The organism is Massilia sp. UYP32 (assembly GCF_050434365.1).
GTDB classification, from domain to species: Bacteria; Pseudomonadota; Gammaproteobacteria; order Burkholderiales; family Burkholderiaceae_D; genus Telluria; species Telluria timonae.
Genome location: NZ_JBNDIK010000028.1, coordinates 24,768 through 49,559 on the forward strand (window position 1 = coordinate 24,768; position 24,792 = coordinate 49,559).

Sequence of the window (24,792 nt, forward strand, 5' to 3'; positions counted from 1 at the left end):
CCGGCAAGCATTAGTGTTAACAATCGGTCCAAGGAGAACTGATATGAGGGAGATGTTTGGTAAGACATTGGTTGCGCTCACCCTGGTGGCCGCCGGCGGTAGCGCCACGGCCCAGGACGTGGTGCGGCTGGGGAATCTCAAGTTGGCGCATTTCGGCGCCGTGTCCTATATCAAGGAAATCGCCCCAAGCTGCGGCATCCGGGTCGAGGAAAAGATGTTCGCCAAGGGGCTGGACATCATGCAGGCCATCATCGCCGGCGAGCTGGACGTGGGCGCGACCGCGTCCGAGGCCGCGATCCAGGGCCGCGCCGGCGGCGCTCCGGTGGTGGTGGTGGCCGGCTTCGCGCGCGGCGGGGCGCGGCTGGTGGCGCGGCCCGAACTGAAGATCGCGTCCATCCTCCAGCTCAAGGGCAAACGCGTGGGCGTCACCCGCGGCGGCATCCAGGAAGTGCTCCTGATGGCCGAACTGGCGCGCAACAAGCTGAGCGCCGACACCAGCGGCCGCAAGGACGTCCAGCTGGTGTACCTGTCCTATCCGGAGCTGAACCAGGCGCTGCTGGGCCGGCACATCGACGCGATGATGCAATCCGAGCCGCAATCGTCGCAGGCGATCAATATGGGTTTCGGGAAGGAGGTCATGAAGCCCTACGGGACGCCGATCGGCGAGCCGGTGCGCACCATGGTCATGACCGAGAAGTTCTACCGCGAGCGCCGGCCGCTGGCCGAGAAGTTCATGCGCTGCTTCGTCCAGGCCACGCGCACCTTCATCGACCGGCCCGACGTCGCCGAACACTATGTGCGCCAGTCGATGTTCAAGGGCCAGATCACGGTGGCCGACTTCCGCGCGGCGATGGCCAATTCGCCGTACTCCTACGACATCACGCCCCAGCACATCCAGGTCACGACCGACGTCATGGCGCAGACCGGGGTGGGGCGCATGGCGCGTCCGCCGCTGGCCAGCGACTGGGTCCGCACCGACCTGCTGGCCTCGGCCAAGAAAAGCCTGAACATCCAGTAAAGGGAGACGACATGGAACGCATCGAACGACGCAAGACGCCGCGCCGGGGTTCGCGCAATGCGCGGCTCCGATGGAACGACGCCACCGGCCTGGTGGTGCCGGTGCTGGCGATCGCGCTCTGGCAATGGGTGGCGGCCAGCGGCCTGGTCGACCGCCAGGTGCTGCCGGCGCCGCTGGACGTGTGGCGCAAATGGGTCGACTACCTGCTCCCGCTCGAGCCGTTCGCGCAGTACACCGACGGCGGCTGGCTGAAATGGGCGCTGTCGGGCGAACTGCCGGTCGACGTCGTCGCCAGCCTGTACCGGGTGGTGGTGGGCTTCGCCATCGGCGCCGGGCTGGCGCTGCCGCTCGGGCTGGCGATGGGAGCCAGCCAGCGCGTGCACGCCTGGATGAATCCCCTGGTGCAGGTGCTGCGGCCGATTCCGCCGATCGCCTACATCCCGCTGGCGATGCTGTGGTTCGGGCTCGGCAATCCGCCGGCGGTGTTCCTGATCGCGATCGGGGCGTTCTTCCCGGTGTTGATGAACACGATCGCCGGCGTGCGCCAGGTCGACGGCATCTATCTGCGCGCGGCGCACAACCTCGGCGCCGGCAAGCTGACGATGTTCCTGCGCGTGATCCTGCCGGCGGCGGTGCCCTACATCCTGTCCGGCGTGCGGATCGGGATCGGCACTGCCTTCATCGTCGTGATCGTGGCCGAGATGATCGCCGTGAACAGCGGCCTGGGTTTCCGCATCTCGGAGGCGCGCGAGTACTTCTGGTCCGACAAGGTCATCGCCGGGATGATCAGCATCGGCGTGCTGGGCCTGTTGATCGACATCGGCGTGAATCGGCTGAACAACCATCTGCTGCGCTGGCACCGCGGCCTGGAGCACTGACATGAACGACATCCATATCCGCATCGAAGGCGTCAATAAGGTGTTCGGCGCCGAAGACCATGAAGTGGTGGCCCTGCAGGGCATCGACCTGGAGATCCCTCGCGGGCAGTTCACCTGCCTGCTCGGCCCTTCCGGCTGCGGCAAGTCGACCCTGCTCAATGCGGTGGCCGGCTTCGCGCCGCCGTCCTCGGGCGCGATCCTGGTCGACGGCCGCCCGGTCACCGGGCCGGGGCCGCAGCGCGGCATGGTGTTCCAGGAATACGCGCTGTTTCCCTGGATGACGGTCGAGCAGAACATCCGCTTCGGCCTCGAGATCAAGCGCATGCGCGGGCCGGAGATCGAGCGCCGGGTGAGCGACCTGCTGGGGCTGCTGTCGCTGGCCGACTTTCGTACCCGCTACCCGAAGGACCTGTCCGGCGGCATGCGCCAGCGGGTGGCGATCGCGCGCGTGCTGGCGCTCGATTCGCCGATCCTGCTGATGGACGAACCCTTCGGCGCGCTCGACGCGCTCACCCGGCGCAACCTGCAGGACGAGCTGCTGCGCCTGTGGGCCGAGCTGAAAAAGACGATCCTGTTCGTCACCCACAGCATCGAGGAGGCGATCTACCTGGCCGACCGCATCGTCGTGATGACCTACCGGCCGGGGACGATCAAGCGCGACCTCCTGGTCGAGATCGCGCGCCCGCGCGATCCGGCGGCGCCGGAATTCAACCAGCTCAAGCGCGAGCTGGGGCTGATGGTGATGGAAGAGCAGGCGCGGCATCACAACGACGAGTTGCGGATGGCGGCGGTGGATTGAACGCCCGCCACATATATATATGCATGGCGTCGCCATCGGCGGGGCGGGAGGGGCTTCCCACCGGCGTTCGCCGATGGTGTAGACTCTTATTATGCAGAACTCCCTCTTCCTTGCCGCTGCCTTCCTGTACGCGGTATGCGCCCTGCTGCCGTCGCGGCTGGGCGCCGTCATCTCTGGCGTGACCGCCGGGGCCTGGGCCCTGCATGGCGTCGCGCTCGGCATGGACGTGATGGTGCCGGGACGGCTGCGGGTCGGCTTCGCCATCATGATTTCCAGCGCCTTGTGGGTCTCGGTGGCCGCCTACTGGTTCGAGAACCGCAATTTCGCCCTCGACGGTCTGCGCCGCCTGGTGATGCCGTTCGCGGCGGCGGCCACCCTGTTGCCGCTGCTGTTCCCGGGCACCCTGACGCCGCTGGCCGGCAAAACCGCCGCCTTCGGCTGGCATATCGCGGTCGCGGTGCTGGCCTACAGCACCCTGACCATCGCCGCGTTCCACGCCGTGCTGATGGCGCTGCAAGAAACGCGGCTGCATACCCGCACCGCCGGCGGCGGCTGGTTTGGCTCCGCGCTCGACCAGCTCCCGGCGTTGCTCACCATGGAAAAACTGTTGTTCCGTGTGATCTGGATCGGCTTCGTCCTGCTCAGCCTGACGGTCCTGTCGGGCTTCGTGTTCTCCGAACAGGTGTTCGGCCGGCCGCTGCTGCTCGACCACAAGAGCGTGTTCGCGCTGCTCTCGTGGGCGCTGTTCGCGGCGCTGCTGGCCGGGCGCAAGTGGCAGGGCTGGCGCGGCAAGACCGCGCTGCGCTTCACGCTGGCAGGCTTCGCCACCCTGGCGCTGGCCTACGTCGGTAGTCGCTTCGTGCTCGAAGTCGTCCTGCACCGGGGAGTCTACTGATGCGTATCTTGTTCTGGATTGCCCTTATCGTCCTCGTGGTCTTCGCCGTGCGCAGCAAGCTGCGCGCGCTCGCCAAGCGCAACGGGGTTCCTCCGCATATGCAGCGCGGCCCGGCCGCGCCGACCGGCCAGATCGAGGCCATGGCCCAGTGCGCCCATTGCGGCGTGTATTTCCCGGCGTCCGAGTCGGTGCACGCCGACGGCCAGGACTACTGCTCGCCAGGCCACGTGCGCCTGCCGCCCAAGTAGTTGAAGCCCGCGTCCGGCAGGCTGTCGGCGGGCGCGCGCGTCACCCTGTGGCGTTCGCTCCAGACCTTCACCGTCACCCGCATCGTCATCGCCCTGGTGCTGCTGCTGTACCTGGGCGTCGACCTGGAAAGCGGACAGCTGCGCCCGGACCCGGTCAACACCGAAACCTGCGTCTTCTATGTGCTGGCCGCCGCGCTGTTCGCGCTGGCGGCGCGCTGGCAACGGCGTTTCCTGATCCAGCTCGGGGTGCAGATCGGCGTCGACCTGGCCGTGATCTCGCTGCTGTATATCGCCGCCGGCGGCATGCGCAGCGGCCTGGGCATCCTCTATCTGTTCCCGCTGGCCGGCGCCGCGATCCTGGCGCCGCTGGTGCTGGCGCTGTTCTCGGCGGCGGTCGCGACGCTGTTCCTGCTCGGGCTGAACGTCTGGCAGCTGGTGGTCGAGGGGCGCGACCCGCCGCTGATGCAGGCCGGCCTGTTCGGCGCCGCCTTCTTCGCCGGCGTATTGATGGTCAACCGCCTGGCGGCGCGCCTGCTCAAGCAAGAGGAGCTGGCGGCCCGGCACGGCGCCGACCTGCGCATCCAGCAGGCGATCAACGAGATCGTGATCGCCGACGTCGGCGACGGCATCCTGGTGGTGGGGGAGGACGGCGCGGTCTTCACCGGCAACCCGGCGGCGCGCCGCATGCTGGGCCTGCAGGTCGACGCCGGTTTTTTGCTGCATGCCGTGCCGGCCTTCGAGCCGGTGGCGCTGGCCTTCGACGCCTGGCTGGCCGGCCCCGACAACGACAAGGCCTTCGTCACCCTGAAACCCTACCGCGAAGGCGACGGCGCCGGCGATGGTGAAGCTGAAATTCGCGGCCGGCGCGACCAGCCGGTGCACCTCAAATTGCGCTTCGCGCGCGTGGCCGACGGTGTCGACGCGGCCGGCCGCAGCGTGATCTTCATGCAGGACGTGAGCGCGATCGAAAACCAGGCGCAGCAACTCAAGCTGGCCTCGATGGGCCGCCTGACCGCCAGCATCGCGCACGAGGTGCGCAACCCGCTGTCGGCGATCGGCCACGCCACCGAGCTGCTGGCCGAAGACCTGCACGGCCCGGCCGAGGTGCGCCTGCTGAAGATCGTGCGCGACAACGTGACGCGCGTGAACCGCATGGTGGAAGACATCCTGCAGCTGTCGCGCAAGGCCCAGCCGAACGGCGAACCGGTGGCGCTCGGCCCGTTCCTGGAAGAGTTGAAGGCCGAATTCTGCGAAATCCACGGCCTGGCCGGTGATATAGTCTATATAGGCGATCCGGGCGGCAGCGCGGTGCGCTTCGATCCGCTGCACCTGCACGAGGTCTTGCTCAACCTGCTGAACAACGCGGTGCGCTACGCCAGCCGCCAGCCGGCCAGCATCCGCATCTTTCCGGCGCGCGACGCCGCCGGCCGGCGCGAGCTGCACGTGCAGGACGACGGCCCCGGCATCACGCCGGAAGTGCGCGACCACCTGTTCGAGCCCTTCTATACTACGTCGAGCAAGGGGACCGGCCTGGGACTCTACCTGGCGCGCGAACTGTGCCTGAACAACGATGCGAAACTCGATTATGAATACCGGTTCGACCCGTCCGCGCTGGGACCGCGCAAGGCCAGCGGCCGCTTTGTCATCACTTTCGCGCTCGAGTAAGCCATGAGCGCGCCCCGCATCCTGGTGCTCGACGACGAAGCCGACCTGCGCGAGCTGCTCGAGATCACCCTGCTCAAGATGGGCCTGGACGTCGACAGCGCCGCCACGTTGCGCCAGGCACGTGCCTTGTTCGAGGAACACGACTACGCGCTGGTGCTCACCGATATGCGCCTGCCGGACGGCCAGGGGCTGGAACTGGTGCGCGAGATCGCCGCCTCGGGCAAGGGCACGCCGGTCGCCGTGATCACCGCCTACGGCAGCGCCGAGAACGCGGTGGTGGCGCTCAAGGCCGGCGCCTTCGACTACATCGCCAAGCCGGTGGCGCTCGACGCGCTGCGCGTGATGGTGCGCTCGGCCCTGAAACTGTCGGAAGGGGGCGCCGCGGCGCCTGACGGTGGAGCGATTGCGTCGCGCATGATCGGCCATTCCGCCGCGATGCAGTCGCTGCGGGCGCAGATCGCGCGCCTGGCGCGCTCGATGGCGCCGATCTCGATCACCGGCGAATCCGGCAGCGGCAAGGAGCTGGCGGCGCGCGAGATCCACGCCCAGAGCTCGCGTGCAGGTAAACCCTTCGTGGCGGTGAACTGCGGCGCGATCCCCGAAACCCTGATGGAGGCCGAGTTCTTCGGCTACCGCAAGGGCGCCTTCACCGGCGCGGCCGAGGAACGCGACGGCTTCTTCCAGGCCGCCAACGGCGGCACCCTGATGCTCGACGAAGTGGCCGACTTGCCGCTGGCGATGCAGGTCAAGCTGCTGCGCGCGATCCAGGAGCGGCGCGTGCGCAAGATCGGCGCCACCAGCGAGGAACCGGTCGACGTGCGCATCATCAGCGCCACCCACCAGGACCTGGCGCGCTGCGTCGAGACGGGCAAGTTCAGGCAAGACCTGTTTTATCGCCTGAACGTGATCGAGCTGGCGCTGCCGCCGCTGCGCGAGCGGCTGGACGACCTGCCCCTGCTGGCGAACGGCATCCTGGACCGGCTGGCCGGACCGGGGCAGGCGTCGCTCGGGCCGGGCGTGCTGGAGGCATTGAAGGCGTATTCCTTCCCCGGCAATGTGCGCGAGCTGGAGAACGTGCTGGAGCGGGCGCTGGCGTTCGCCAACGATGGCGTGATCCAGGTCGGGGACTTGTCGCTCAAGGCGGCGCGGCCGGTGGAAGGGGGGCGGGGCGAGACGGCCACACCCGTCGCCACACCGGCGCCGGTGTTGGCGACCCCCGCCACCGATCCGGCGCCGCCGCCTGAACCCAGGCCTATGCCTGCCCCGGTCGCGCTTGGCCCGGCCGAACTGCCGAGCAACCTGCCGGAGTATCTCGAGCAGGTCGAACGCGACATCATCGGCCGCGCGCTGCAGCAAACCCAGTTCAACCGCACCCAGGCGGCAAGCCTGCTGGGGATCAGCGTGCGCCAGCTGCGTTATCAAATGCAGAAACTGGACATCAGCGCGCCGGACGATTGACGACATTCCTAGGGGTTGGCGGCTCTGCCGCCGACGCGTGCAACGGGCGCTGACGATCACCGCGTCGGCAGGATTTGCCGACGCTACCGATCGCGTCCAGTCACCTGTCTATGTTACTTTGTGGTAATTATTTTGGTGCATAATGCGCTGTGGTGGAGCATGCGCGCCTCGTTTTGATTCCTGCGTAATTTGCCCATTTGGCGCAGATTTTTCTGATGTTAGTGCTTGCTCACCGTGTGCTCCCCTTCTTTTGTACGACGCTGAAATGTCAAGACTGCGCACGCCAAAAAACAAAAAAAATGACCATTTATTAGCTTGCCTCGATCGCAAGCGAGGTACTACAATTAGTCTCATATCAAAGCTTGGCACTAGATGTAGTGGTAGCAGACCGAACGGCACTAGCATTTTGGCCAGCTGAGAGTTGTCCGCACGTTGTCCACAAGTTGCCCACAAATTGCCCACACGTTTGTTCAGCGACTTGTCTATTAAGCATCTGCTGACAAGCTTTATTTACATATTCTTAACCCTGCTTCTCTGGTTTGCCAGCATCGGCCACCGGCTGGCGGGGATTTGTTTTGCTTTTAATTTTGTTGACGGACCGCGGCGCCATCCGCCACCCGGTTCTCATGTACAAAGGCGGTCCGCCGCTCATCCTGGAGGCTCAATGCAAACAGCACAGAACATCTCGATCAACCAACACGTCACCCCAGGATCGGCGTCGACCAGCCCAACCCCGGCCGAGATCGTCGCGCGCGGCGATTACCGCGTCATCCGCCGCAACGGCGCCGTCGTCGCTTTCGAGCCGAACAAGATCTCGGTCGCGATGACCAAGGCCTTCCTGGCCGTGGCCGGCGGCCAGGGCGCGGTCTCGGCGCGCATCCGCGAACTGGTGGAACAGCTGACCGGCAACGTGGTGGCCGCGCTGGTGCGCCGCCAGCCGAACGGCGGCACCTTCCACATCGAAGACGTGCAGGACCAGGTCGAGCTGTCGCTGATGCGTTCGGGCGAACACGACGTCGCGCGTGAATACGTGCTGTACCGCGCCAAGCGCATGGACGAGCGCCGCGCGGCCAAGGAAGCTCTAGGTGGCGCGCCGGTCGCCGCGCCGCAGATCCACGTGGTCGACGGCGGCGAACGCCGCCTGCTGGACATCAACGACGTCCACGCCCTCGTGAACGCCGCCTGCTCGGGCCTGGAAAAGCACGTCGACGCCGACGCGATCGTCGCCGAGACCCTGAAGAACCTGTACGACGGCGTGCCGGTCGAAGAGCTGTACAAGTCCGCCATCCTGGCTGCCCGCGCGCTGATGGAAAAAGACCCGGCCTACAGCCAGGTGACCGCGCGCATCCTGCTGCACACCATCCGTAAAGAAGTGTTCGGCCACGAAGTGCCGCAAGCCGGCGCCGCCGCCGAATACCTGACCTACTTCCCGCAATACGTGGCGAAGGGCATCCAGGCCGAGCTGCTGGACGAAGAGCTGGGCAAGTACGACCTCGAGCGCCTGGCGAAGGCCATCGTCGCCGACCGCGACCTGCAGTTCGGCTACATCGGCCTGCAGACCCTGTACGACCGCTACTTCCTGCACGTGCGCGACGTGCGCATCGAGATGCCGCAGGCCTTCTACATGCGTGTCGCGATGGGCCTGGCACTGCGCGAAGACGACCGCGAAGCGCGCGCCATCGAGTTCTACAACCTGCTGTCGTCGTTCGACTTCATGAGCTCGACCCCGACCCTGTTCAACTCGGGCACCCGCCGCTCGCAGCTGTCGTCGTGCTACCTGACTACCGTCGGCGACGACCTGGAAGGCATCTACGACGCCATCAAGGAGAACGCGCTGCTGTCGAAGTTCGCCGGCGGCCTGGGCAACGACTGGACTCCGGTGCGCGCGCTGGGCTCGCGCATCAAGGGCACCAACGGCCGTTCGCAGGGCGTGGTCCCGTTCCTGAAAGTGGTCAACGACACCGCCGTGGCGGTGAACCAGGGCGGCAAGCGCAAGGGCGCGGTGTGCGCCTACCTGGAAACCTGGCACCTGGACATCGAAGAATTCCTGGACCTGCGCAAGAACACCGGCGACGACCGCCGCCGCACGCACGACATGAACACCGCGAACTGGATTCCCGACCTGTTCATGAAGCGCGTGATGGAAAAGGGCAGCTGGACCCTGTTCTCGCCGTCCGAGACGCCAGACCTGCACGACCTGACCGGCAAGGCCTTCGAGAAAGCCTACCTGGCCTATGAAACCAAAGCGGCCAACGGCGAAATGGCGGTCTTCAAGAAGATCGAAGCCATGGACCTGTGGCGCAAGATGCTGTCGATGCTGTTCGAAACCGGCCACCCATGGATCACCTTCAAGGACCCATGCAATATCCGTTCGCCGCAGCAGCACGTGGGCGTGGTGCACTCGTCGAACCTGTGCACCGAGATCACCCTGAACACCAGCGCCGATGAAATCGCTGTCTGCAACCTGGGCTCGGTGAACCTGCCGCAGCACATGAAGGGCGATGGCCTGGACCACGTCAAGCTGCAAAAGACCATCCGCACCGCGATGCGCATGCTGGACAACGTCATCGACATCAATTACTACGCGGTGGAAAAGGCGCGCAACTCGAACCTGCGCCACCGTCCGGTGGGCATGGGCGTCATGGGTCACCAGGACTGCCTGCACATGATGCGCATCCCGTTCGCGTCGGAGCAAGCGGTGAAGTTCGCCGACGTTTCGATGGAAGCGGTCTGCTACTACGCCTACCTGGCGTCGACCGAGCTGGCCGAAGAACGCGGCCGCTACGAGACCTACACCGGCTCGCTGTGGGACCGCGGCATCCTGCCGCAGGACTCGATCAAGCTGTTGGCGGAAGAACGCGGCGGCTACCTGGAGCAGGACACCAGCGAATCGATGGACTGGACCCCGGTGCGCGAGCGCATCAAGCAGTTCGGCATGCGTAACTCGAACTGCGTGGCGATCGCCCCGACCGCGACCATCTCGAACATCATCGGCGTGTCGGCCTGCATCGAACCGACCTTCCAGAACCTGTACGTGAAGTCGAACCTGTCGGGCGAATTCACCGAGATCAACTCGTACCTGGTGCGCGACCTGAAAGCGCGCGACCTGTGGGACGAAGTCATGATCGCCGACCTGAAGTACTTCGACGGTTCGCTGTCCAAGATCGACCGCGTGCCGCAAGACCTGCGCGACATCTACGCGACGGCCTTCGAAGTCGAGCCGAAGTGGCTGGTGGAAGCCGCCTCGCGCCGCCAGAAGTGGATCGACCAGGCCCAGTCGCTGAACATCTACATGGCCGGCGCCTCGGGCAAGAAGCTGGACGAGACCTATAAGCTGGCGTGGCTGCGTGGCCTGAAGACCACCTACTACCTGCGCACCATCGCCGCGACCCACCTGGAGAAGTCGACCACCCGCACCGGCGCCCTGAACGCCGTGCCGGTTTCGGGCGGCCTGCAGGCAGGTCACGCAGCGCCGGCAGCCGCCTCGGTGGCCGCCGCCGCGGCAGCGGCGCCAGCCGCACCGGAAGCCGAAGGCGCCGCCTGCTACCTGCGTCCGGGCGACGCCGGTTTCGACGAGTGCGAAGCCTGCCAGTAATGCTGTAACCGGGTGCGGGCCGACCGGACGGTCGCCCGCACCATCATCTCCGCTATCAACACATCATGTGGCCTCACCGCGCTTGTTCGCGCCAGGCCACGACAGAAGGAAATCACCATGCTCTCTTGGGACGACGAACCAACCAGCGCCCAGCGCGCCCCACAAGCCGCCAATCCAGAAGGCGCTCCCGCCGCTGAAGTGGCCAAGCGCGTCAACGCCGACGACAAGCGCATCATCAACGGCGAAACCGACGTCAATCAGCTGGTGCCGTTCAAGTACAAGTGGGCATGGGACAAGTACCTGGCCGGCTGCGCGAACCACTGGATGCCGCAGGAAGTGAACATGCAGCGCGACATCGAGCTGTGGAAGAACCCGAACGGCCTGTCGGAAGACGAGCGCCGCCTGGTCAAGCGCAACCTGGGCTTCTTCGTGACCGCCGACTCGCTGGCCGCGAACAATATCGTGCTGGGCACTTACCGCCACATCACCGCCCCCGAGTGCCGCCAGTACCTGCTGCGCCAGGCGTTCGAAGAGGCGATCCACACCCATGCCTACCAGTACATCGTCGAATCGCTGGGCCTGGACGAAGGCGAGATCTTCAACGCCTACAACGAGATCGAATCGATCCACGACAAGGACCAGTTCCTGATCCCGTTCATCGACGTCCTGACCAACCCCGACTTCAAGACCGGCACGGTCGAGAACGACCAGAAGCTGCTGAAGTCGATCATCGTCTTCGCCTGCCTGATGGAAGGCCTGTTCTTTTACGTCGGCTTCACCCAGATCCTGGCGCTCGGCCGCCAGAACAAGATGACCGGCGCCGCCGAGCAGTACCAGTACATCCTGCGCGACGAGTCGATGCACGTGAACTTCGGCATCGACCTGATCAACACGATCAAGATGGAAAACCCGCAGCTGTGGACCCCGGAATTCCGCGACGAGATCAAGGCCCTGTTCCTGCAGGCCGTCGACCTGGAATACCGCTATGCCGAAGACACCATGCCACGCGGCGTGCTGGGCCTGAACGCCCCGATGTTCAAGGGCTACCTGCGCTTCATCGCCAACCGCCGCGCGGTGCAGATCGGCCTGGAGCCGCTGTTCCCGAACGAAGAGAATCCGTTCCCGTGGATGAGCGAGATGATCGACCTGAAGAAGGAACGTAACTTCTTCGAGACGCGTGTGACCGAGTACCAGACCGGCGGCACCCTGAGCTGGGATTGATTGCCATCGGCATCGCATGAATGACAAAACCCCGCAGCTGCGGGGTTTTGTTTTTCCGGACCGCCTCAGGCGCCGTCCACAGGCACGACGACGTTCACGATCCAGGTCACGCCGAAGCGGTCCTTCAGCATGCCGTACAGCGGCGACCAATCGGCTGCCGCCAGCGGCTGTTCGATATCGGCGCCGTGCGCCAGTCCATTCCACAGCGTCCTGATCTCGTCCTGCGATTCGCCGACCAGCGCGGCGAAGAAGGCATTGCGGCCCTGGTCCCATGGCTTGGCGGCTTCGACGTCGTAGGCCATGATATGAAAGCCACTCGGCGCCTTGACCTGGCCGTAGATGATGCGGTCGGCGTCCGCGGCATCGTTGACCTTGCCCGACTCGCCGTAGGTCACCTGCATGATCTCGTCGCCGAACACGGACTGGTAGAAGGCGAGGGCGGCGCGCGCCTGGCCCTGGAAATTGAGGTGGATGACTGCCTGGACCGACATGGTGAACTCCTTTGGGTGGTAGAAAAGACAGGTGCTACTATAGGAAATCGTCCTGCCAATTCCTGTCAGTAGCCATGTCCCGCCCCAATCGTCTTTTCCGCTTGCTCGATGCCCTGCGCCGCTTGCCGGCGCCGGTCACGGCGGCCCAGCTAGCGCAGGAGACTGGGGTTTCGGTGCGCTCGGTCTACCGCGACATCGAGAGCCTGCGCGTGAGCGGCGCCGAGATCGGCGGCGAGCGCGGGTTCGGCTACACCCTGGTCGAAGACGGCACCCTGCGTCCGCAGACTTTCAGCCGCATCGAGATCGAGGCGCTCACCCTCGGGCTGGCCGAAGTGCGCAATATGGGCGACCCCGCATTGGCCGCGGCGGCCGAGTCGGTGCTGGGCAAGGTGGCCGCGACCCTGCCGTCGCTGGGGCAGCAGCACCTGCTGCCTGCGGTGTCGCGGGTCCACCATTTCAGCGAGCGTTTCGCGCGACTGCCCGACATGGCGCTGATCCGCGCCTGCTGCTGGCGCGAAGAGGCGCTCACGATCGATTACGTCGACCGCGATGGCGCCGCGACCAGCCGCACGATCTGGCCGCTCGCCATCGTCTACCTCGACCGGATGCTGGTGGTGCTGGCGCGCTGCTGCCTGCGCGACGACTTCCGGATGTTCCGCGCCGACCGCATCGCCGCGGTCGCGGCCACCGGCATCAGTTTCAGGCCGCGCCGCGCGGCGCTGCTGCGCGATTACGGCGCCAGGCTGGCCGACGAAGGATAAATGCGTGCGCAGGGATAACTTGCCCTATGATGGCGATTTTTCACGCCTGACCAGGAGACAACCTTGCAAGCCAACACCCTGACGCTGCATGCCCTCATGCTCGCCAGCCTGGCGACGGTATCCGTCGCTCACGCCGCCTCCGCGCCGCAAGTCACCGCCGGCCGCACCATCTTCCAGAACAACTGCGCCAGCTGCCACACGGTCGATGCGAAGCTGTCGCCGCTGGCCGGTCCCGGCATGTTCGGCGTCGTCGGCCGCAAGGCTGCCGGCATCCCAGGCTTCGGCTATTCGGGCGCGCTGGCCAAGGCCGGCGCCGCGGGCCTGGTCTGGACCCGTGAAGAACTCGACGTGTTCCTGCTCGACCCGGCCAAGCGCGTGCCCGGCACCACGATGCCGGTCGGCGTGCCGGACCAGAAGATGCGCACCGCGCTGATCGACTACCTGGCCAGCCTGCAAGGCCCTGCTACCGCCGCCGCGCCGGCCGCAGCCGCCAGGCCGGCGGACCGCGCCGGTTCCTGGGACGACACCCAGCCAGGCAAGGTCTTCCACATCAAGCCGGGCGACCTGGCCAAGCCGTTCGCCACCGAGAGCGCCGGCAACAGCCCGCGCGTGCAGGCGCGTCCGAACGGCACGCTGCCGATCGTGATGCCGGGCTTCGAGGTGAGCGTGTTCGCCCAGGATGCCGACAAGCCGCGCGTCGCTCTGCGCGCACCGAACGGCGACGTGTTCCTGGCCGCGACCGGCGCCGGTGAAGTCAAAGTGCTGCGCTCGAAGAACGGCGACAAGGCCGATACCGCCGCAGTGTTCGCCAGCGGCCTGTCGCGTCCTTACGGCATGGCGTTCTGGCCTTCCGGCGCCAACCCGCAATACCTGTACGTGGCGGGCGTCAATTCGGTGGTGCGCATCCCCTACCGCAACGGCGACCTGAAGGCGCGCGGGCAAGCCGAGGTGGTGATCCCCGAGCTGTCCGAGACCAGCGGCGGCCACACCACCCGCACCCTGGTGTTCTCGAAGGACGACAAGACGATGCTGCTGTCGATCGGCTCGGCCACCAACGTCGCCAGCGACATCGGTCCAAAGCCGCCGCTGCCGCTCGCCGAGTGGGAGAAAAAGCACGGCGTAGGCAGCGCCTGGGGCGTCGAGACCGACCGCGCCACCGTGATGGCCTTCGACCCGGACGGCAAGAACCGCCGCACCTATGCGACTGGGCTGCGCAACTGCGTCGGCCTGCTGGTGTATCCGGCCACCGGCGACGTGATGTGCAATGTGAACGAGCGCGACGCGCTGGGCGACAACCTGCCGCCGGACTATCTGACGCGTGTGAAGCAGGGCGGTTTCTACGGCTGGCCGTGGTACTACATCGGCGACAACGAAGACCCGCGCCTGAAAGGCATCCGCCCCGACCTGAAGGGCAAGACGATCACCCCGGACGTGCTGCTGCAGGCCCACTCGGCGCCGCTGGGCATGGTGGTGTATCACGCGCCGAAGGGCGCCAAGCACGCTTTCCCGAAGGAGTACGAGGGTGAGGTCTTCGTCGCGCTGCACGGCTCCTGGAACCGCGGCGTGCGCACCGGCTACAAGGTGGCGCGCGTGTTCATGAAGGATGGCGTGCCGACCGGGCAGTACCAGGACTTCATGAGCGGCATGGTGATCAGCGACCGCGACGTCTGGGGCCGCCCGGCCGCGGTCGAAGTCGCGGCCGACGGCGCCTTGCTGGTGGTGGACGACGCCGGCGGCACGGTGTGGCGCATCGTTCCCAAACGCTAGATCGGCGCCAGGGCTTGCGCTATGATGGAACCGACGCGGCGGCCGCCGCGTCGATTCCTGAATACCTACGATCCGGAGCAGCGCATGCGACACCCCGGTAGTGTGCTGGCAGTATTCCTTGCCGTCACCCACGGCGCCTGCGCCGCCAGTCAAGCGGAACCCGTCCGGCTGCCGCTGGCCCCGGCCATCCATCCGGAGCGCATGCCCCGCGACGCAGCCTGCGCCGGCCTGATCGAACGCGCCCTGGCGCGCGACGCCGAAGGCGGGTTCAAGCTGGCCGGCATGCTCATCACGCACACCGATCCGACGCCGGGCCACTCAACGGAGGCGCTGCGTCCCACCGGCAGCCATCCGGCCGACATCCCGTCCCGACAACTGGACGGCACCTTCCGCGCGCTGTTCGTCAACTGCGAAACGCGCCAGGCTTATGTCTCAAAGCGTGGCGCGGTCATCGACATCACTTACTGGTACGGGCCGTTCGGCCTGTGAACCCTTACGCCGCCAGCGGCAGGGCCTTGCGGCCGGTGGCCGCGTCCAGGCTCCATGTGCCGGCGCCGAAGGCCACCACCTGCAACAGGCCGCCGGCCATCGCGATGTTTTTCAACAGGTGGATCAGCTGGTTCTGGTCGCCGATCGCGTTATGGAACACGAAGGCCGTCACCAGCGAGAACGCCGCCAGGCCGGCCGCGACGAGGCGGGTCTGGTAGCCGAGGACGAGCAGGGCGCCGCCGCCGATCTCGATGGCGATCGCGCCGACCAGGGCGAGCGAGGCGAAAGGCAGCCCGACCGACTCGATGTAGCCCAGGGTCGCCTCCGGCGCCAGCGCCTTGCCGACGCCGCTGAAGACGAAGATCGTGGCCATCAGGATGCGGCCGATGGCGGGGATGATGGACTGGCTGGTCTGGGTGGCGTTGGCATACATGGTCGTTCCTTTCGAATGGTTGTCGTGGTTGACGCCAGCTCGTGTGCGGCGTCCATGAACAACATCTTAGGCGTGCTTGATCGATCCAAGAAGCCTATATAATTCGATATCAACTATCGATGGAGTAGATGGATGCTCGACGGGATGTCCATGGACCAGCTGCGCACTTTTATCGCCGCAGCCGACGAGGGCAGCTTTTCCGCCGCCGGCCGCAAGCTGCGGCGCGCGCAGTCGGTGGTGAGCCACACGCTGGCCAATCTCGAGTCGCAGGTGGGCTTCGCGCTGTTCGACCGCTCGGGACGTTATCCGCAACTGACCGAGGCCGGACGCGCTTTGCTGGCCGAGGCGCGCCACGCGGCCGACGGCATGGATGCGTTCAAGGCGCGGGCGCGCGCGCTGGCCGGTGGCCTGGAGCCGGAGCTGTCGGTGGCGGTCGACGTAATGTATCCGATCGTGAAGCTCACCGAGGCGGTGCAGGCCTTCCACCGCGAGTTTCCATCGACGCCGCTGCGCCTGTACGTCGAGGCGCTCGGCGCCGTGGTGCAGCCGCTGCTCGATGGGCAGTGCCGTATCGCGGTGATCGGTTCGTTCCCGGAAGTGCCGGCCGCCTGCGCTTCGGAATATTTGCTCGGCGTGCAGGCGGCGACGGTGGTCGCGCCCGACCATCCGCTGGCGCGCACCGAAGGCACGGTGATGCGGGCGGAGGCGGGGCGCCACGTGCAGCTGGTGCTGACCGACCGCTCGAGCCTGACCCGTGGCCGCGACTTCGGCGTGCTGTCGCCGCGCGTGTGGCGCCTGGCCGATCTCGGCGCCAAGCACGCCTTCCTGCGCGCCGGCCTGGGCTGGGGCAACATGCCGCTGCATATGGTCGAGCAAGACCTGGCGAGCGGCGCGCTGGTGCGCATCGAACTCGAAACGCATCCGGTGCTCGGGTCGGGCTTTTCGATGCACGCGATCTTCATGAAGGACCAGCCGCCGGGACCGGCGGGGCGCTGGTTCATCGAACGCCTGAAATCCGGCGGTTGACGGCGAACGCGCAGTCGCTGGCGCGTCGACCGCGGAGGCGGCGCGCTGCGTTGAACGATCGCCACCATGCGCGTCCTGCCGCCGGGCGCCGCGATGGCTGAGGGACGCTCGTGCAGCGAATGGTGTGGCATGCCAGGTCATTTCGACTGGCGCGATTGGGTGCGGAGTATGCGCGCTGGCGTAAAGCCAGACTTACTCGGATGACGTTGATTCAGATGCATTGGTGCGCTGGCGGCGCTTTGCGGTCATGCGGCGCTGGAAACGGGAATATGCCCCGCTGGCGCAGGCAAGATGCCGGCGTGATTCCCGCTTATCGATCAGTTGAAATGCGATAGGTAAAGGCTGCAGCGCATGTCAGGCATGTCGGTGATTGGCGCGCGGGTGCGCAATTCAACGTCCAAATCGCGCGACTTTTTTTAGCATTCACGGTTGCGCGCTCACAAAGAATGCGCGTACTTTACGTGATTGAATTTGTCAAATCGAGAAGATGTGATATTGTCGCGGGCATCGGGCAAAATCGATCGAATAATAGGACGCTGAACCAAACAGTATGCACGGAAGCGAAGCGAAAAGAACAAGCCGGCTTGTCTGACCAATTGCTCAGGCAAGGCGGCTTTTTCTTTTCGCACCCGCAAGGGTAGCGATGTGAAACGCTGGAACGGTGACCTGTCGACGTTGGCTGAAGCGCTGCAACTGTGAGGAGTTGCAGCAGTTCAGCCGGTGCCGGATTCATTGGCCTAAATCGACGCTTGCTTTGGTCCGATGAATAATTCGCCGGGTTTGATCCGGCGGGTTTTAAACCTTGAGCGTATTTCTCATCGCAGATGAAGGAGAACAAGAATGGCAACCGCTAAGAAACCAGCAGCAAAGGCAGCAGCAAAGAGCGCGCCTTCGTCCACGACGAAGTCGAACGCAAAGGCTGCAGCAGAGAAACCAGTCGCAAAGAAAGCCGCGACCAAGACCACCACCACCACCAAGGCAGCCGCCAAGCCGGCAGCCAAGGCCGTGAGCAAGCCGGCGGCAAAAACCGCTGCTAAACCTGTTGCAAAGAAAGCTACTGCAACCAAGACCGCCGCGACCAAAACCGCTGCTACCAAGGCAACGGCCAAAACCGCGACCAAATCGGCAGCCAAGCCGGCAGCAAAGCCTGCAGTGAAGAAAGCCGCTGCAAAACCGGCAGCCAAGTCGGCAACCAAGCCAGCAGCGAAGAAAGCCGCTGCTAAACCGGCAGCCAAGTCGGCAACTAAGCCGGCAGCGAAGAAAGCCGTCGCTAAACCGGCAGCCAAGTCGGCAACCAAGCCGGCAGCAAAGAAGGCCGCCGCTAAACCGGCAGCTAAGTCGGCAACTAAGTCGGCAACTAAGTCGGCCACCAAGCCGGCAGCAAAGAAAGCCGCTGCTAAACCAGCAGCCAAGCCGGCAGCGAAAAAGGCCGCCGCTAAACCAGCCGCCAAGTCGACCGCTAAAACCGCGACCAAAGCCGCCGCTAAACCTGCAGCCAAAAAAGCGACTGCAAGCAAGGCCGCCGCTAAACCGGTAGCGAAGAAAGCGACCGCCACCAAGGCAGCCGCCAAACCGGCAGCGAAAAAAGCGACCGCGACCAAAACCGCCGCCAAACCGGCAGCAAAGAAAGCGACCGCAAGCAAAACCGCCGCCAAACCGGCAGCAAAGAAAGCGACCGCCACCAAAACCGCCGCAAAACCGGTAGCGAAGAAAGCGACCGCGACCAAAACCGCCGCCAAACCGGCAGCGAAAAAAGCGACCGCCACCAAAACCGACGCAAAACCAGCAGTGAAGAAAGCGTCGCCCGCAGCAAAAAAAGCCTCGCCGGCCGCTAATAAAGCTGCGCCGGCTGCAACCAAGGCTGCTCCAGCCGCCAAAAAAGCTGCTCCAGTGAAAGCTGCAGCCACCAAGACCGTTGCCGCCAAGCCAGAAGCCAAGCCAGCAGCAGTGGCCAAGGCCGACGCCAAGCCGGAAGCCAAAGTCGACACCAAGGCCGATACCAAGCCGGAAGTGAAGACCGACGCCAAGGCCGAAGCCAAGCCGGAAGCGAAAAAACCGGCCGCCAAGAAACCGGCCGCCAAGCCGGCAGCGACCACCGCCGCGCAACCGGCAGCCGCACCAAGCGCCGCTCCGGCAGCGCCAAGCGCCGCTCCTGCCAAGACCGTGCTGGCGCCGACCGCATGGCCGTTCCCGACCAGCAGCCGTCCTTAATACCGGACCTCGCCCAACCTGCCACGCGCCATGTGCGCATGGCAAGTCGGGGCTGCTTCAGGCACAATGCCGCTGTGTGATTGTTCGCACAGCGGTTTTTTTTTGAGGAGAGTCCGTGCTGTCCATTCTTCAGTTTATCGTCGATATCATCGCAGGCTTGCTGGGTGGAGTGCTGCTGCTGCGCTTCTGGACGAACGCCATCCGCGTGCGCTTGCCCGACCAGATCCGCCAGTTCGTGCACACCATCACCGACTGGCTGGTGATGCCGCTGCGGCGCGTGGTGCCGGGCACCCGGGGCTACGACTGGGCGAGCCTGATCGGCGCCTTCCTGGTGGTGCTGGTGGCCAGCACGCTCCTGCTGCTGCAGGGCGGCAGCGGCGAGATGGTGCTGCTGTATGCGCTGCACCGCTTCCTGAACTGGATCCTGTACGGCTTCATGGCGCTCCTGATCATCGAGGCGATCTTCAGCTGGGTGAACCCGAACGCGCCGCTGGCGCCGTTCGTGCACGCCCTGAACCAGCCGCTGCTGCGCCCGATCCGGCGCGTGGTCCCGCCGATCGGCGGCATCGACCTGTCGGTGCTGGTGGCGCTGGTGCTGATCCAGATCCTGCTGTTCGTGCTGAGGCAGGTGTTCGGCTTCTGAGCGCCGCCGCTGCCCTCCAGACGAGCTGGAAACAAAATGGCCTTGCATTGCAAGGCCATTTTTTATCCGGTGACGCCAGGCGTCATCAGCGGAAGGTGAAGCCGAAGGCGGCCTCGAACTGCTGGTCGAACTCTTGCGGCGTGAAGCTGTGGTTCTGGCCGCCCTGGGAGGCGATCTTGATCGCGCCCAGCAGGCTGGCGATGCGGCCGCTGGTGGCCCAGTCCAGGCCATTGGTGATCCCGAACAGCAGGCCGGCGCGGTAGGCGTCGCCGCAGCCGGTGGGGTCGACCACGTTCGCCGCCTGCACCGCCGGGATGCGATGGTGCTCGCCGCCGGCATGGATGTCGGAACCTTCGGCGCCGCGCGTGATGATCAGCGCATCCAGGCGCGCCGCGATATCGGCCTGGCTCAAGCCGGTGCGGTCCATCACCATCTCGAATTCGTAGTCGTTGCACGCCAGGTAGCTGGCCTGGCCGATGAAGGTGATCAGCTCGTCGCCCGAGAACATCGGCAGCTGCTGGCCCGGATCGAACATGAACGGCACCTTCAGCTCGGCGCAGTCGCGCGCATGCTTGATCATGCCGTCGCGGCCGTCCGGCGAAATGATCGCCACCGCCAGCGGGCCCTGGTCGGCCACGTTGTTCTCGTGCGAGAACTGCATGGCGCCCGGGTGGAAGGCGTTGATCTGGTTGTTGTCCTCGTCGGCGGTGACGAAGCATTGCGCGGTGTACGCGTCGGCGATGGTGCGGATGCCGCGCGTCTGCTGTCCTTGCGCTTCCATGCGCTTGAGGTAGTCGCCGCCGTCCTGGCCCAGGGTGCCCATGATCAGCGGTTCGCCGCCCAGCAGCTTGAGGTTGTAGGCGATATTGGCCGAGCAGCCGCCGTACTCGGTGCGCAGGGTCGGCACCAGGAACGACACGTTCACGCGGTGCAGCTGGTCGGCCAGCAGGGTGTCGCCGAAGCGGCCGTGGTATTGCATGATCTTGTCGAATGCGAGCGAGCCGCAGATCAGGGCGGTTTTGGTCATGGTTCAGCCTTCAGGGGTAGAAAACGGCAATGTGGTAGCCGGAAGGTTCGAGTCCTTCCAGCCTGAAATGGATCTTGACCGGCTGCTCGGCGCGCGCGCCGAAGCCGGCGAAGTTGTCGGCGGAAGCGTTGGCCATCCGGGGCGCGTAGTCGCGCGGACCGAACACGCGCCGCACCAGCGGCTTGTCGTCGGCATCGTTCAGGGTCAGCTCGATGCTGGGCCAGGCCAGCGCCAGGTCGCCGCCGTTGCGCAGCACGGTGTTCAAGGTATAGGCGTTGCCGCCCAGGGTGATCAATTCTCCGGTCTCGATCACCAGCGCGTCGGGCCGCGCCGGCAGGCCGACCTGGCAGCCGAACAGCGCGCAGGTCGAGACCAGGGCCGGACGCAGCGCCGGGTAGCGCGCCGCCAATACGTCGCGGAAGCTCACCATGGCTTGCACGGCGAGCGCCAGCAGCAGCAGGATGCTGCCGGCGACCATCGCGATGCGCACCGCCTTGCTCGACTGCTCGCGCTGGCGGCCGCGGCGCACGAACTCGGGTTCGTCGATCTCGGGCACGCGCAGCTTGGGCGTTTCTTCGATCCGGGTCGGGGTCAGCTTGGAACGACGCGAACGGGCGTCAGCGGCGCGTGCGCGCGGGGACTTGGGCGGCAACGGCGGCAGCGCCGGCGCAGGCGAGACGATCGGCGGCGAGCCGCCGGCCGATTCGCGCAGCAGCAGCGGCGGGGCGTCGGGCGCCGGCTGGCGCGCGGCGGGTTCGGGTGCGGATTCGGGGGCGGGTTCGTGCCGGTCGAGACCCTCGTCCGGCGGCGGGGCGGCCACGATCTCTTCATCGACCGGTAGCTCGGCCACGGCGGCATCCGTGTCTGGTTCGACCGTGGCTTGATCCTCGTTCGTGGCATGCGGCAGGATCCCGAACGGCGACAGCGCACGGTCGAATTCGAGCGTGTAGATCGGTTGTTCGGTGTCGTCGGTCGCGGGAACGTCTGGCGCGATGGCCGGTTCGGCGACTGGCGGAGAAGGAGGGGAAGACGGCGGGGCGTTCAGGTCGACCAGCCCCGTATTGCCGTCAAAGACCTGCTGGCAGGCGCCGCAGCGCACGATGCCCCCACGCAGCTTGAGCTGGTCCGCGGCGACGCGGAACAGCGTGCCGCAGTGGGGGCATTGGGTGGCGAGCGCCATGCCTGCCTAGCCGCCAGTGCGGGGCGGCGGCGCGCTGTCCTGGCCGAGCGTCCCGTGAAGGGCGACCCAGCCGTCCTGCTCGGCCCAGACGCCCAGCTTGATGAAAGGTGCGTAGGCGGCGGCGACTTCTTCGGCCTGGCGCGCCAGCACGCCCGACAGGATCAGGTTGCCGCCGTCGGCCACGCGGCCGGCCAGCATCGGCGCCATCAGCTTCAGTGGGCTCGACAGGATGTTGGCCACCACGATGTCGAACTTGCCGCCCGCATGACGCTCGTTGCCGGACGCGGCGAAGGTGTCGGGCAGGTAGTAGTCGATCTCGACGCCGTTGCGCTCGGCGTTGGCGCGCGCCGACTCGATCGCCTGCGGATCGATGTCGACGCCGGCGACGTCTTGCGCGCCCAGCTTCTTGGCCACCATCGCCAGGATGCCCGAGCCGCAGCCGTAGTCCAGCACCGACTTGCCCGGCGCCGGATGGGCCTCGAGCCACTCCATGCACAGGCGGGTGGTTGGATGGCTGCCGGTGCCGAAGGCCAGGCCCGGATCGAGTTCGAGGATCAGGCCGGATGGATCGGGCGCCTCGTGCCAGCTCGGCACGACCCAGATGTTCTTGCCGATGTGGATAGGCTCGAACTGCGATTGCGTCAGGCGCACCCAGTCGGCGTCTTCGACCTTGCGGGTGGTGAAGGCCGGCACGACGGCCAGCCTGACCGCCTGCGCGGCCTCGGTGACGATCGCCAGCTGGTCGGCGTCGGCCTCCAGCAGGGCGACGACGCGGCTGTGGTCCCAGGCGGCCTGGGTCGGCTCCATGCCCGGCTCGCCGAACAGGGGTTTTTCGTCTTCGGTGCCTTCGTCGGCGTCCTCGACGGACACCGACAGCGCGCCGGCTTCCATCAGGGCGTCGGACAGCGCTTCCGCGTGGTCGCGGGCGATCTCGATGACGACTTCAGTCCAGCTCATTCTTGTACCTTGGCTTCCGATTTGGCGCCGAGCGCCGTTTCCTTCGGCAGGTCGGGCTTGGCGGCCAGTTTCTGCTCCAGGTAGTGGATATTGGTGCCGCCTTCGATGAAGCGGGCGTCGGCCATCAGTTCGCGATGCAGCGGAATATTGGTGAGGATACCTTCGACCACCATTTCGGAGAGCGCGATTTGCATGCGGCGGATCGCTTGCTCACGGGTCGCACCGTACGAAATTACCTTGCCGATCATCGAGTCGTAGTGAGGTGGAACATAGTATCCCGCATACGAGTGCGAATCGACACGGATGCCAGGGCCGCCCGGCGGATGCCAGCCGGTGATGCGGCCTGGCGACGGGGTAAACTTGAACGGATCCTCGGCATTGATGCGGCACTCGATCGAGTGACCCGACAGCATGATGTCGCGCTGGCGGAAACGCAGCTTCTCGCCGCAGGCGATGCGGATCTGCTCCTGCACGATGTCGATCCCGGTGATCATCTCGGTGACCGGGTGCTCGACCTGGACGCGGGTGTTCATCTCGATGAAGTAGAACTCGCCGTTCTCGTACAGGAATTCGAAGGTGCCGGCGCCGCGGTAGCCGATCTTGCGGCAGGCTTCGGCGCAGCGGTCGCCGATCTTCTCGATGAGTTTACGCGGGATGCCCGGCGCTGGCGCTTCCTCGATCACCTTCTGGTGGCGGCGCTGCATCGAGCAGTCGCGTTCGCCCAGCCAGACGGCGTTCTTGTGTTCGTCGGCCAGGATCTGGATCTCCACGTGGCGCGGATTCTCCAGGTACTTCTCCATATAGACTTCCGGATTGCCGAAGGCGGTGCCGGCTTCGGTCTTGGTCATCTGCACGGCATTGAGCAGCGCGGCTTCGGTATGCACCACGCGCATGCCGCGGCCACCGCCGCCGCCGGCGGCCTTGATGATGACCGGGTAGCCGATGCGGCGCGCGGTCTGCACGATTTCCTTCGGATCGTCCGGCAGGGCGCCGTCCGAACCCGGCACGCACGGCACACCGGCGCGGATCATCGCCTGCTTGGCCGAGACCTTGTCGCCCATCAGGCGGATCGAGTCGGAACGCGGGCCGATGAAGACGAAGCCGGACTTTTCGACGCGCTCGGCGAAGTCGGCGTTCTCGGACAGGAAGCCATAGCCCGGGTGGATCGCTTCGGCGTCGGTCACTTCGGCCGCGCTGATGATCGCGGGCATGTTCAGGTAGCTGAGGGTCGATTGCGCCGGTCCGATGCAGACCGATTCGTCCGCCAGTTTCACGTACTTGGCGTCCTTGTCGGCCTCGGAGTGGACGACGACCGTCTTGATGCCCAGCTCGCGGCAGGCGCGCTGGATACGCAGCGCGATTTCACCACGGTTGGCGATGAGGATTTTTTCAAACATGGTAGGTCCGGTATTCAGTGAAAACCGGCGCGGCTGAGAGAACAGGCGGCGCCGGACACGTCATGGGTGAGCCGGCGGCGCGCGTCGTGGGCGCGGGCCGGCTTGGAGAAGCAGATCAGCCGATCACGAACAGTGGCTGGCCGAATTCGACCGGCTGGCCGTTTTCAACGAGAATCTTGGTGACGGTGCCGGAGACGTCGGCATCGATTTCGTTCAGGAGCTTCATCGCTTCGATGATGCACAGGGTATCGCCTTCCTTGATGCTCTGGCCGACTTCGACGAAGGCGGCGGCGCCAGGCGCGGACGAGCGGTAGAAGGTGCCGACCATCGGCGACTTGACCACGTGGCCGGTCGGTTCGGCGGCGACGGCCGGCGCGGCTGCCGGCGCAGGCGCGGCAGCAGGGGCAGCGGCAGGCGCCGAGTATTGCTGCACGCCTTGGTGCGGCAGCATGACCATCTGGTTCTGCGGGATTGCGGACGACTTGACGATGCGAACCTTGCTTTCGCCTTCGGTCACTTCCAGTTCGGCGATGTCCGATTCAGCGACCAGGTCGATCAAAGTCTTGAGTTTTCGTAGATCCATGTGAAACCCCTTGGAATTATTCGTTTTAGAGAGCAGGCCGCAGCGTCGGA

General features: G+C 65.8%; 23 protein-coding genes. 15 read left to right on the forward strand and 8 right to left on the reverse strand.

Annotated elements, in window-relative coordinates:
- The first annotated feature begins 43 nt into the window (after positions 1-43).
- The 9 genes from ABIB42_RS20790 (at position 44) to ABIB42_RS20830 (ending at position 11,777) form a co-directional block, all read left to right on the forward strand.
- On the forward strand, positions 44-1,018 hold the full coding sequence (locus ABIB42_RS20790) for an ABC transporter substrate-binding protein (protein WP_273028344.1): 975 nt from the start codon (positions 44-46) through the stop codon (positions 1,016-1,018).
- An 11-nt stretch (positions 1,019-1,029) separates the two neighbouring features.
- Positions 1,030-1,896 carry an ABC transporter permease gene (locus ABIB42_RS20795; RefSeq protein WP_005665243.1) on the forward strand — a complete coding sequence of 289 codons (867 nt, stop codon included), beginning with the start codon at positions 1,030-1,032 and terminating at the stop codon, positions 1,894-1,896.
- A gap of 1 nt (position 1,897) precedes the next feature.
- Positions 1,898-2,695 carry an ABC transporter ATP-binding protein gene (locus ABIB42_RS20800; protein ID WP_184236858.1) on the forward strand — a complete coding sequence of 266 codons (798 nt, stop codon included), beginning with the start codon at positions 1,898-1,900 and terminating at the stop codon, positions 2,693-2,695.
- A 91-nt stretch (positions 2,696-2,786) separates the two neighbouring features.
- Entirely contained in the window at positions 2,787-3,590 is an 804-nt protein-coding gene (locus ABIB42_RS20805; RefSeq protein WP_005665245.1) for a cytochrome C assembly family protein, read from the forward strand.
- On the forward strand, positions 3,590-3,838 hold the full coding sequence (locus tag ABIB42_RS20810; protein ID WP_005665246.1) for a PP0621 family protein: 249 nt from the start codon (positions 3,590-3,592) through the stop codon (positions 3,836-3,838). Before ABIB42_RS20805 ends, ABIB42_RS20810 begins: the two co-directional genes overlap by 1 nt.
- Entirely contained in the window at positions 3,839-5,503 is a 1,665-nt protein-coding gene (locus tag ABIB42_RS20815) for a two-component system sensor histidine kinase NtrB (protein WP_184236861.1), read from the forward strand. It begins immediately after the preceding gene.
- 3 nt (positions 5,504-5,506) lie between these two features.
- The gene (locus tag ABIB42_RS20820; protein ID WP_273161925.1) at positions 5,507-6,961 is read left to right on the forward strand and encodes a sigma-54-dependent transcriptional regulator; all 1,455 of its coding nucleotides are present in this window, start codon (positions 5,507-5,509) and stop codon (positions 6,959-6,961) included.
- Positions 6,962-7,625: 664 nt separating this feature from the next.
- The gene (locus ABIB42_RS20825; protein ID WP_005665256.1) at positions 7,626-10,556 is read left to right on the forward strand and encodes a ribonucleoside-diphosphate reductase subunit alpha; all 2,931 of its coding nucleotides are present in this window, start codon (positions 7,626-7,628) and stop codon (positions 10,554-10,556) included.
- A 117-nt stretch (positions 10,557-10,673) separates the two neighbouring features.
- Complete coding sequence (locus ABIB42_RS20830) at positions 10,674-11,777, forward strand: ribonucleotide-diphosphate reductase subunit beta (RefSeq protein ID WP_005665258.1); 1,104 nt, start codon at positions 10,674-10,676, stop codon at positions 11,775-11,777.
- 65 nt (positions 11,778-11,842) lie between these two features.
- On the opposite strand, the gene ABIB42_RS20835 is transcribed toward ABIB42_RS20830, so the two are convergent.
- Positions 11,843-12,268 carry a VOC family protein gene (locus ABIB42_RS20835; RefSeq protein WP_429248932.1) on the reverse strand — a complete coding sequence of 142 codons (426 nt, stop codon included), beginning with the start codon at positions 12,266-12,268 and terminating at the stop codon, positions 11,843-11,845.
- A gap of 74 nt (positions 12,269-12,342) precedes the next feature.
- On the opposite strand from ABIB42_RS20835, the gene ABIB42_RS20840 reads away from it, so the two are divergent.
- From ABIB42_RS20840 to ABIB42_RS20850, 3 genes are all read left to right on the forward strand, one after another.
- Positions 12,343-13,029, forward strand: coding sequence for a helix-turn-helix transcriptional regulator (locus ABIB42_RS20840; RefSeq protein ID WP_273161923.1), 687 nt, complete (start codon positions 12,343-12,345; stop codon positions 13,027-13,029).
- A 63-nt stretch (positions 13,030-13,092) separates the two neighbouring features.
- Positions 13,093-14,796 (forward strand): PQQ-dependent sugar dehydrogenase, encoded by a 1,704-nt coding sequence (locus ABIB42_RS20845; protein ID WP_005665264.1) that lies wholly within the window; start codon positions 13,093-13,095, stop codon positions 14,794-14,796.
- An 84-nt stretch (positions 14,797-14,880) separates the two neighbouring features.
- Positions 14,881-15,285 carry a hypothetical protein gene (locus ABIB42_RS20850; RefSeq protein WP_273027874.1) on the forward strand — a complete coding sequence of 135 codons (405 nt, stop codon included), beginning with the start codon at positions 14,881-14,883 and terminating at the stop codon, positions 15,283-15,285.
- A gap of 4 nt (positions 15,286-15,289) precedes the next feature.
- Here ABIB42_RS20850 and ABIB42_RS20855 read toward each other — a convergent pair whose 3' ends face one another.
- Positions 15,290-15,718 carry a DoxX family protein gene (locus ABIB42_RS20855; RefSeq protein ID WP_273027875.1) on the reverse strand — a complete coding sequence of 143 codons (429 nt, stop codon included), beginning with the start codon at positions 15,716-15,718 and terminating at the stop codon, positions 15,290-15,292.
- 132 nt (positions 15,719-15,850) lie between these two features.
- On the opposite strand from ABIB42_RS20855, the gene ABIB42_RS20860 reads away from it, so the two are divergent.
- Positions 15,851-16,744 carry a LysR family transcriptional regulator gene (locus ABIB42_RS20860; protein ID WP_184236885.1) on the forward strand — a complete coding sequence of 298 codons (894 nt, stop codon included), beginning with the start codon at positions 15,851-15,853 and terminating at the stop codon, positions 16,742-16,744.
- Between the two features lie 815 nt (positions 16,745-17,559).
- On the opposite strand, the gene ABIB42_RS20865 is transcribed toward ABIB42_RS20860, so the two are convergent.
- Positions 17,560-18,603, reverse strand: coding sequence for a hypothetical protein (locus ABIB42_RS20865; RefSeq protein WP_429248933.1), 1,044 nt, complete (start codon positions 18,601-18,603; stop codon positions 17,560-17,562).
- A 31-nt stretch (positions 18,604-18,634) separates the two neighbouring features.
- Between ABIB42_RS20865 and ABIB42_RS20870 the strand changes: the two genes are divergently transcribed.
- A complete protein-coding gene (locus ABIB42_RS20870) occupies positions 18,635-18,955 on the forward strand; it encodes a hypothetical protein (RefSeq protein ID WP_177185517.1) in 321 nt (106 codons plus the stop codon).
- A gap of 115 nt (positions 18,956-19,070) precedes the next feature.
- The gene (locus ABIB42_RS20875) at positions 19,071-19,598 is read left to right on the forward strand and encodes a YggT family protein (protein ID WP_071361377.1); all 528 of its coding nucleotides are present in this window, start codon (positions 19,071-19,073) and stop codon (positions 19,596-19,598) included.
- An 85-nt stretch (positions 19,599-19,683) separates the two neighbouring features.
- Here ABIB42_RS20875 and ABIB42_RS20880 read toward each other — a convergent pair whose 3' ends face one another.
- From ABIB42_RS20880 to accB, 5 genes are all read right to left on the reverse strand, one after another.
- The gene (locus ABIB42_RS20880; protein ID WP_429248934.1) at positions 19,684-20,625 is read right to left on the reverse strand and encodes a carbohydrate kinase family protein; all 942 of its coding nucleotides are present in this window, start codon (positions 20,623-20,625) and stop codon (positions 19,684-19,686) included.
- A 10-nt stretch (positions 20,626-20,635) separates the two neighbouring features.
- A complete protein-coding gene (locus ABIB42_RS20885; protein WP_429248935.1) occupies positions 20,636-21,805 on the reverse strand; it encodes a DUF3426 domain-containing protein in 1,170 nt (389 codons plus the stop codon).
- A gap of 6 nt (positions 21,806-21,811) precedes the next feature.
- Positions 21,812-22,762: a 50S ribosomal protein L11 methyltransferase gene (gene prmA / locus ABIB42_RS20890; RefSeq protein WP_429248936.1), complete on the reverse strand. Its 951-nt coding sequence runs from the start codon at positions 22,760-22,762 to the stop codon at positions 21,812-21,814.
- Positions 22,759-24,159, reverse strand: coding sequence for an acetyl-CoA carboxylase biotin carboxylase subunit (gene accC, locus ABIB42_RS20895; protein WP_429248937.1), 1,401 nt, complete (start codon positions 24,157-24,159; stop codon positions 22,759-22,761). Before accC ends, prmA begins: the two co-directional genes overlap by 4 nt.
- Before the next feature lie 115 nt (positions 24,160-24,274).
- The gene (gene accB, locus ABIB42_RS20900) at positions 24,275-24,742 is read right to left on the reverse strand and encodes an acetyl-CoA carboxylase biotin carboxyl carrier protein (RefSeq protein WP_208281321.1); all 468 of its coding nucleotides are present in this window, start codon (positions 24,740-24,742) and stop codon (positions 24,275-24,277) included.
- Positions 24,743-24,792 lie beyond the last annotated feature (50 nt).

Excerpts from the sequence above, each read along its gene's own strand:
- ABIB42_RS20855 (WP_273027875.1), bottom strand. The coding sequence starts at position 15,718 with ATGTATGCCAACGCCACCCAGACCAGCCAGTCCATCATCCCCGCCATC.
- ABIB42_RS20850 (WP_273027874.1), top strand. The coding sequence starts at position 14,881 with ATGCGACACCCCGGTAGTGTGCTGGCAGTATTCCTTGCCGTCACCCAC.
- ABIB42_RS20885 (WP_429248935.1), bottom strand. The coding sequence starts at position 21,805 with ATGGCGCTCGCCACCCAATGCCCCCACTGCGGCACGCTGTTCCGCGTC.
- ABIB42_RS20805 (WP_005665245.1), top strand. The coding sequence starts at position 2,787 with ATGCAGAACTCCCTCTTCCTTGCCGCTGCCTTCCTGTACGCGGTATGC.
- ABIB42_RS20800 (WP_184236858.1), top strand. The coding sequence starts at position 1,898 with ATGAACGACATCCATATCCGCATCGAAGGCGTCAATAAGGTGTTCGGC.
- ABIB42_RS20825 (WP_005665256.1), top strand. The coding sequence starts at position 7,626 with ATGCAAACAGCACAGAACATCTCGATCAACCAACACGTCACCCCAGGA.
- ABIB42_RS20840 (WP_273161923.1), top strand. The coding sequence starts at position 12,343 with ATGTCCCGCCCCAATCGTCTTTTCCGCTTGCTCGATGCCCTGCGCCGC.
- prmA (WP_429248936.1), bottom strand. The coding sequence starts at position 22,762 with ATGAGCTGGACTGAAGTCGTCATCGAGATCGCCCGCGACCACGCGGAA.
- ABIB42_RS20795 (WP_005665243.1), top strand. The coding sequence starts at position 1,030 with ATGGAACGCATCGAACGACGCAAGACGCCGCGCCGGGGTTCGCGCAAT.
- ABIB42_RS20820 (WP_273161925.1), top strand. The coding sequence starts at position 5,507 with ATGAGCGCGCCCCGCATCCTGGTGCTCGACGACGAAGCCGACCTGCGC.
- ABIB42_RS20830 (WP_005665258.1), top strand. The coding sequence starts at position 10,674 with ATGCTCTCTTGGGACGACGAACCAACCAGCGCCCAGCGCGCCCCACAA.
- ABIB42_RS20835 (WP_429248932.1), bottom strand. The coding sequence starts at position 12,268 with ATGTCGGTCCAGGCAGTCATCCACCTCAATTTCCAGGGCCAGGCGCGC.
- ABIB42_RS20860 (WP_184236885.1), top strand. The coding sequence starts at position 15,851 with ATGCTCGACGGGATGTCCATGGACCAGCTGCGCACTTTTATCGCCGCA.
- accB (WP_208281321.1), bottom strand. The coding sequence starts at position 24,742 with ATGGATCTACGAAAACTCAAGACTTTGATCGACCTGGTCGCTGAATCG.
- ABIB42_RS20810 (WP_005665246.1), top strand. The coding sequence starts at position 3,590 with ATGCGTATCTTGTTCTGGATTGCCCTTATCGTCCTCGTGGTCTTCGCC.
- ABIB42_RS20790 (WP_273028344.1), top strand. The coding sequence starts at position 44 with ATGAGGGAGATGTTTGGTAAGACATTGGTTGCGCTCACCCTGGTGGCC.
- ABIB42_RS20880 (WP_429248934.1), bottom strand. The coding sequence starts at position 20,625 with ATGACCAAAACCGCCCTGATCTGCGGCTCGCTCGCATTCGACAAGATC.
- accC (WP_429248937.1), bottom strand. The coding sequence starts at position 24,159 with ATGTTTGAAAAAATCCTCATCGCCAACCGTGGTGAAATCGCGCTGCGT.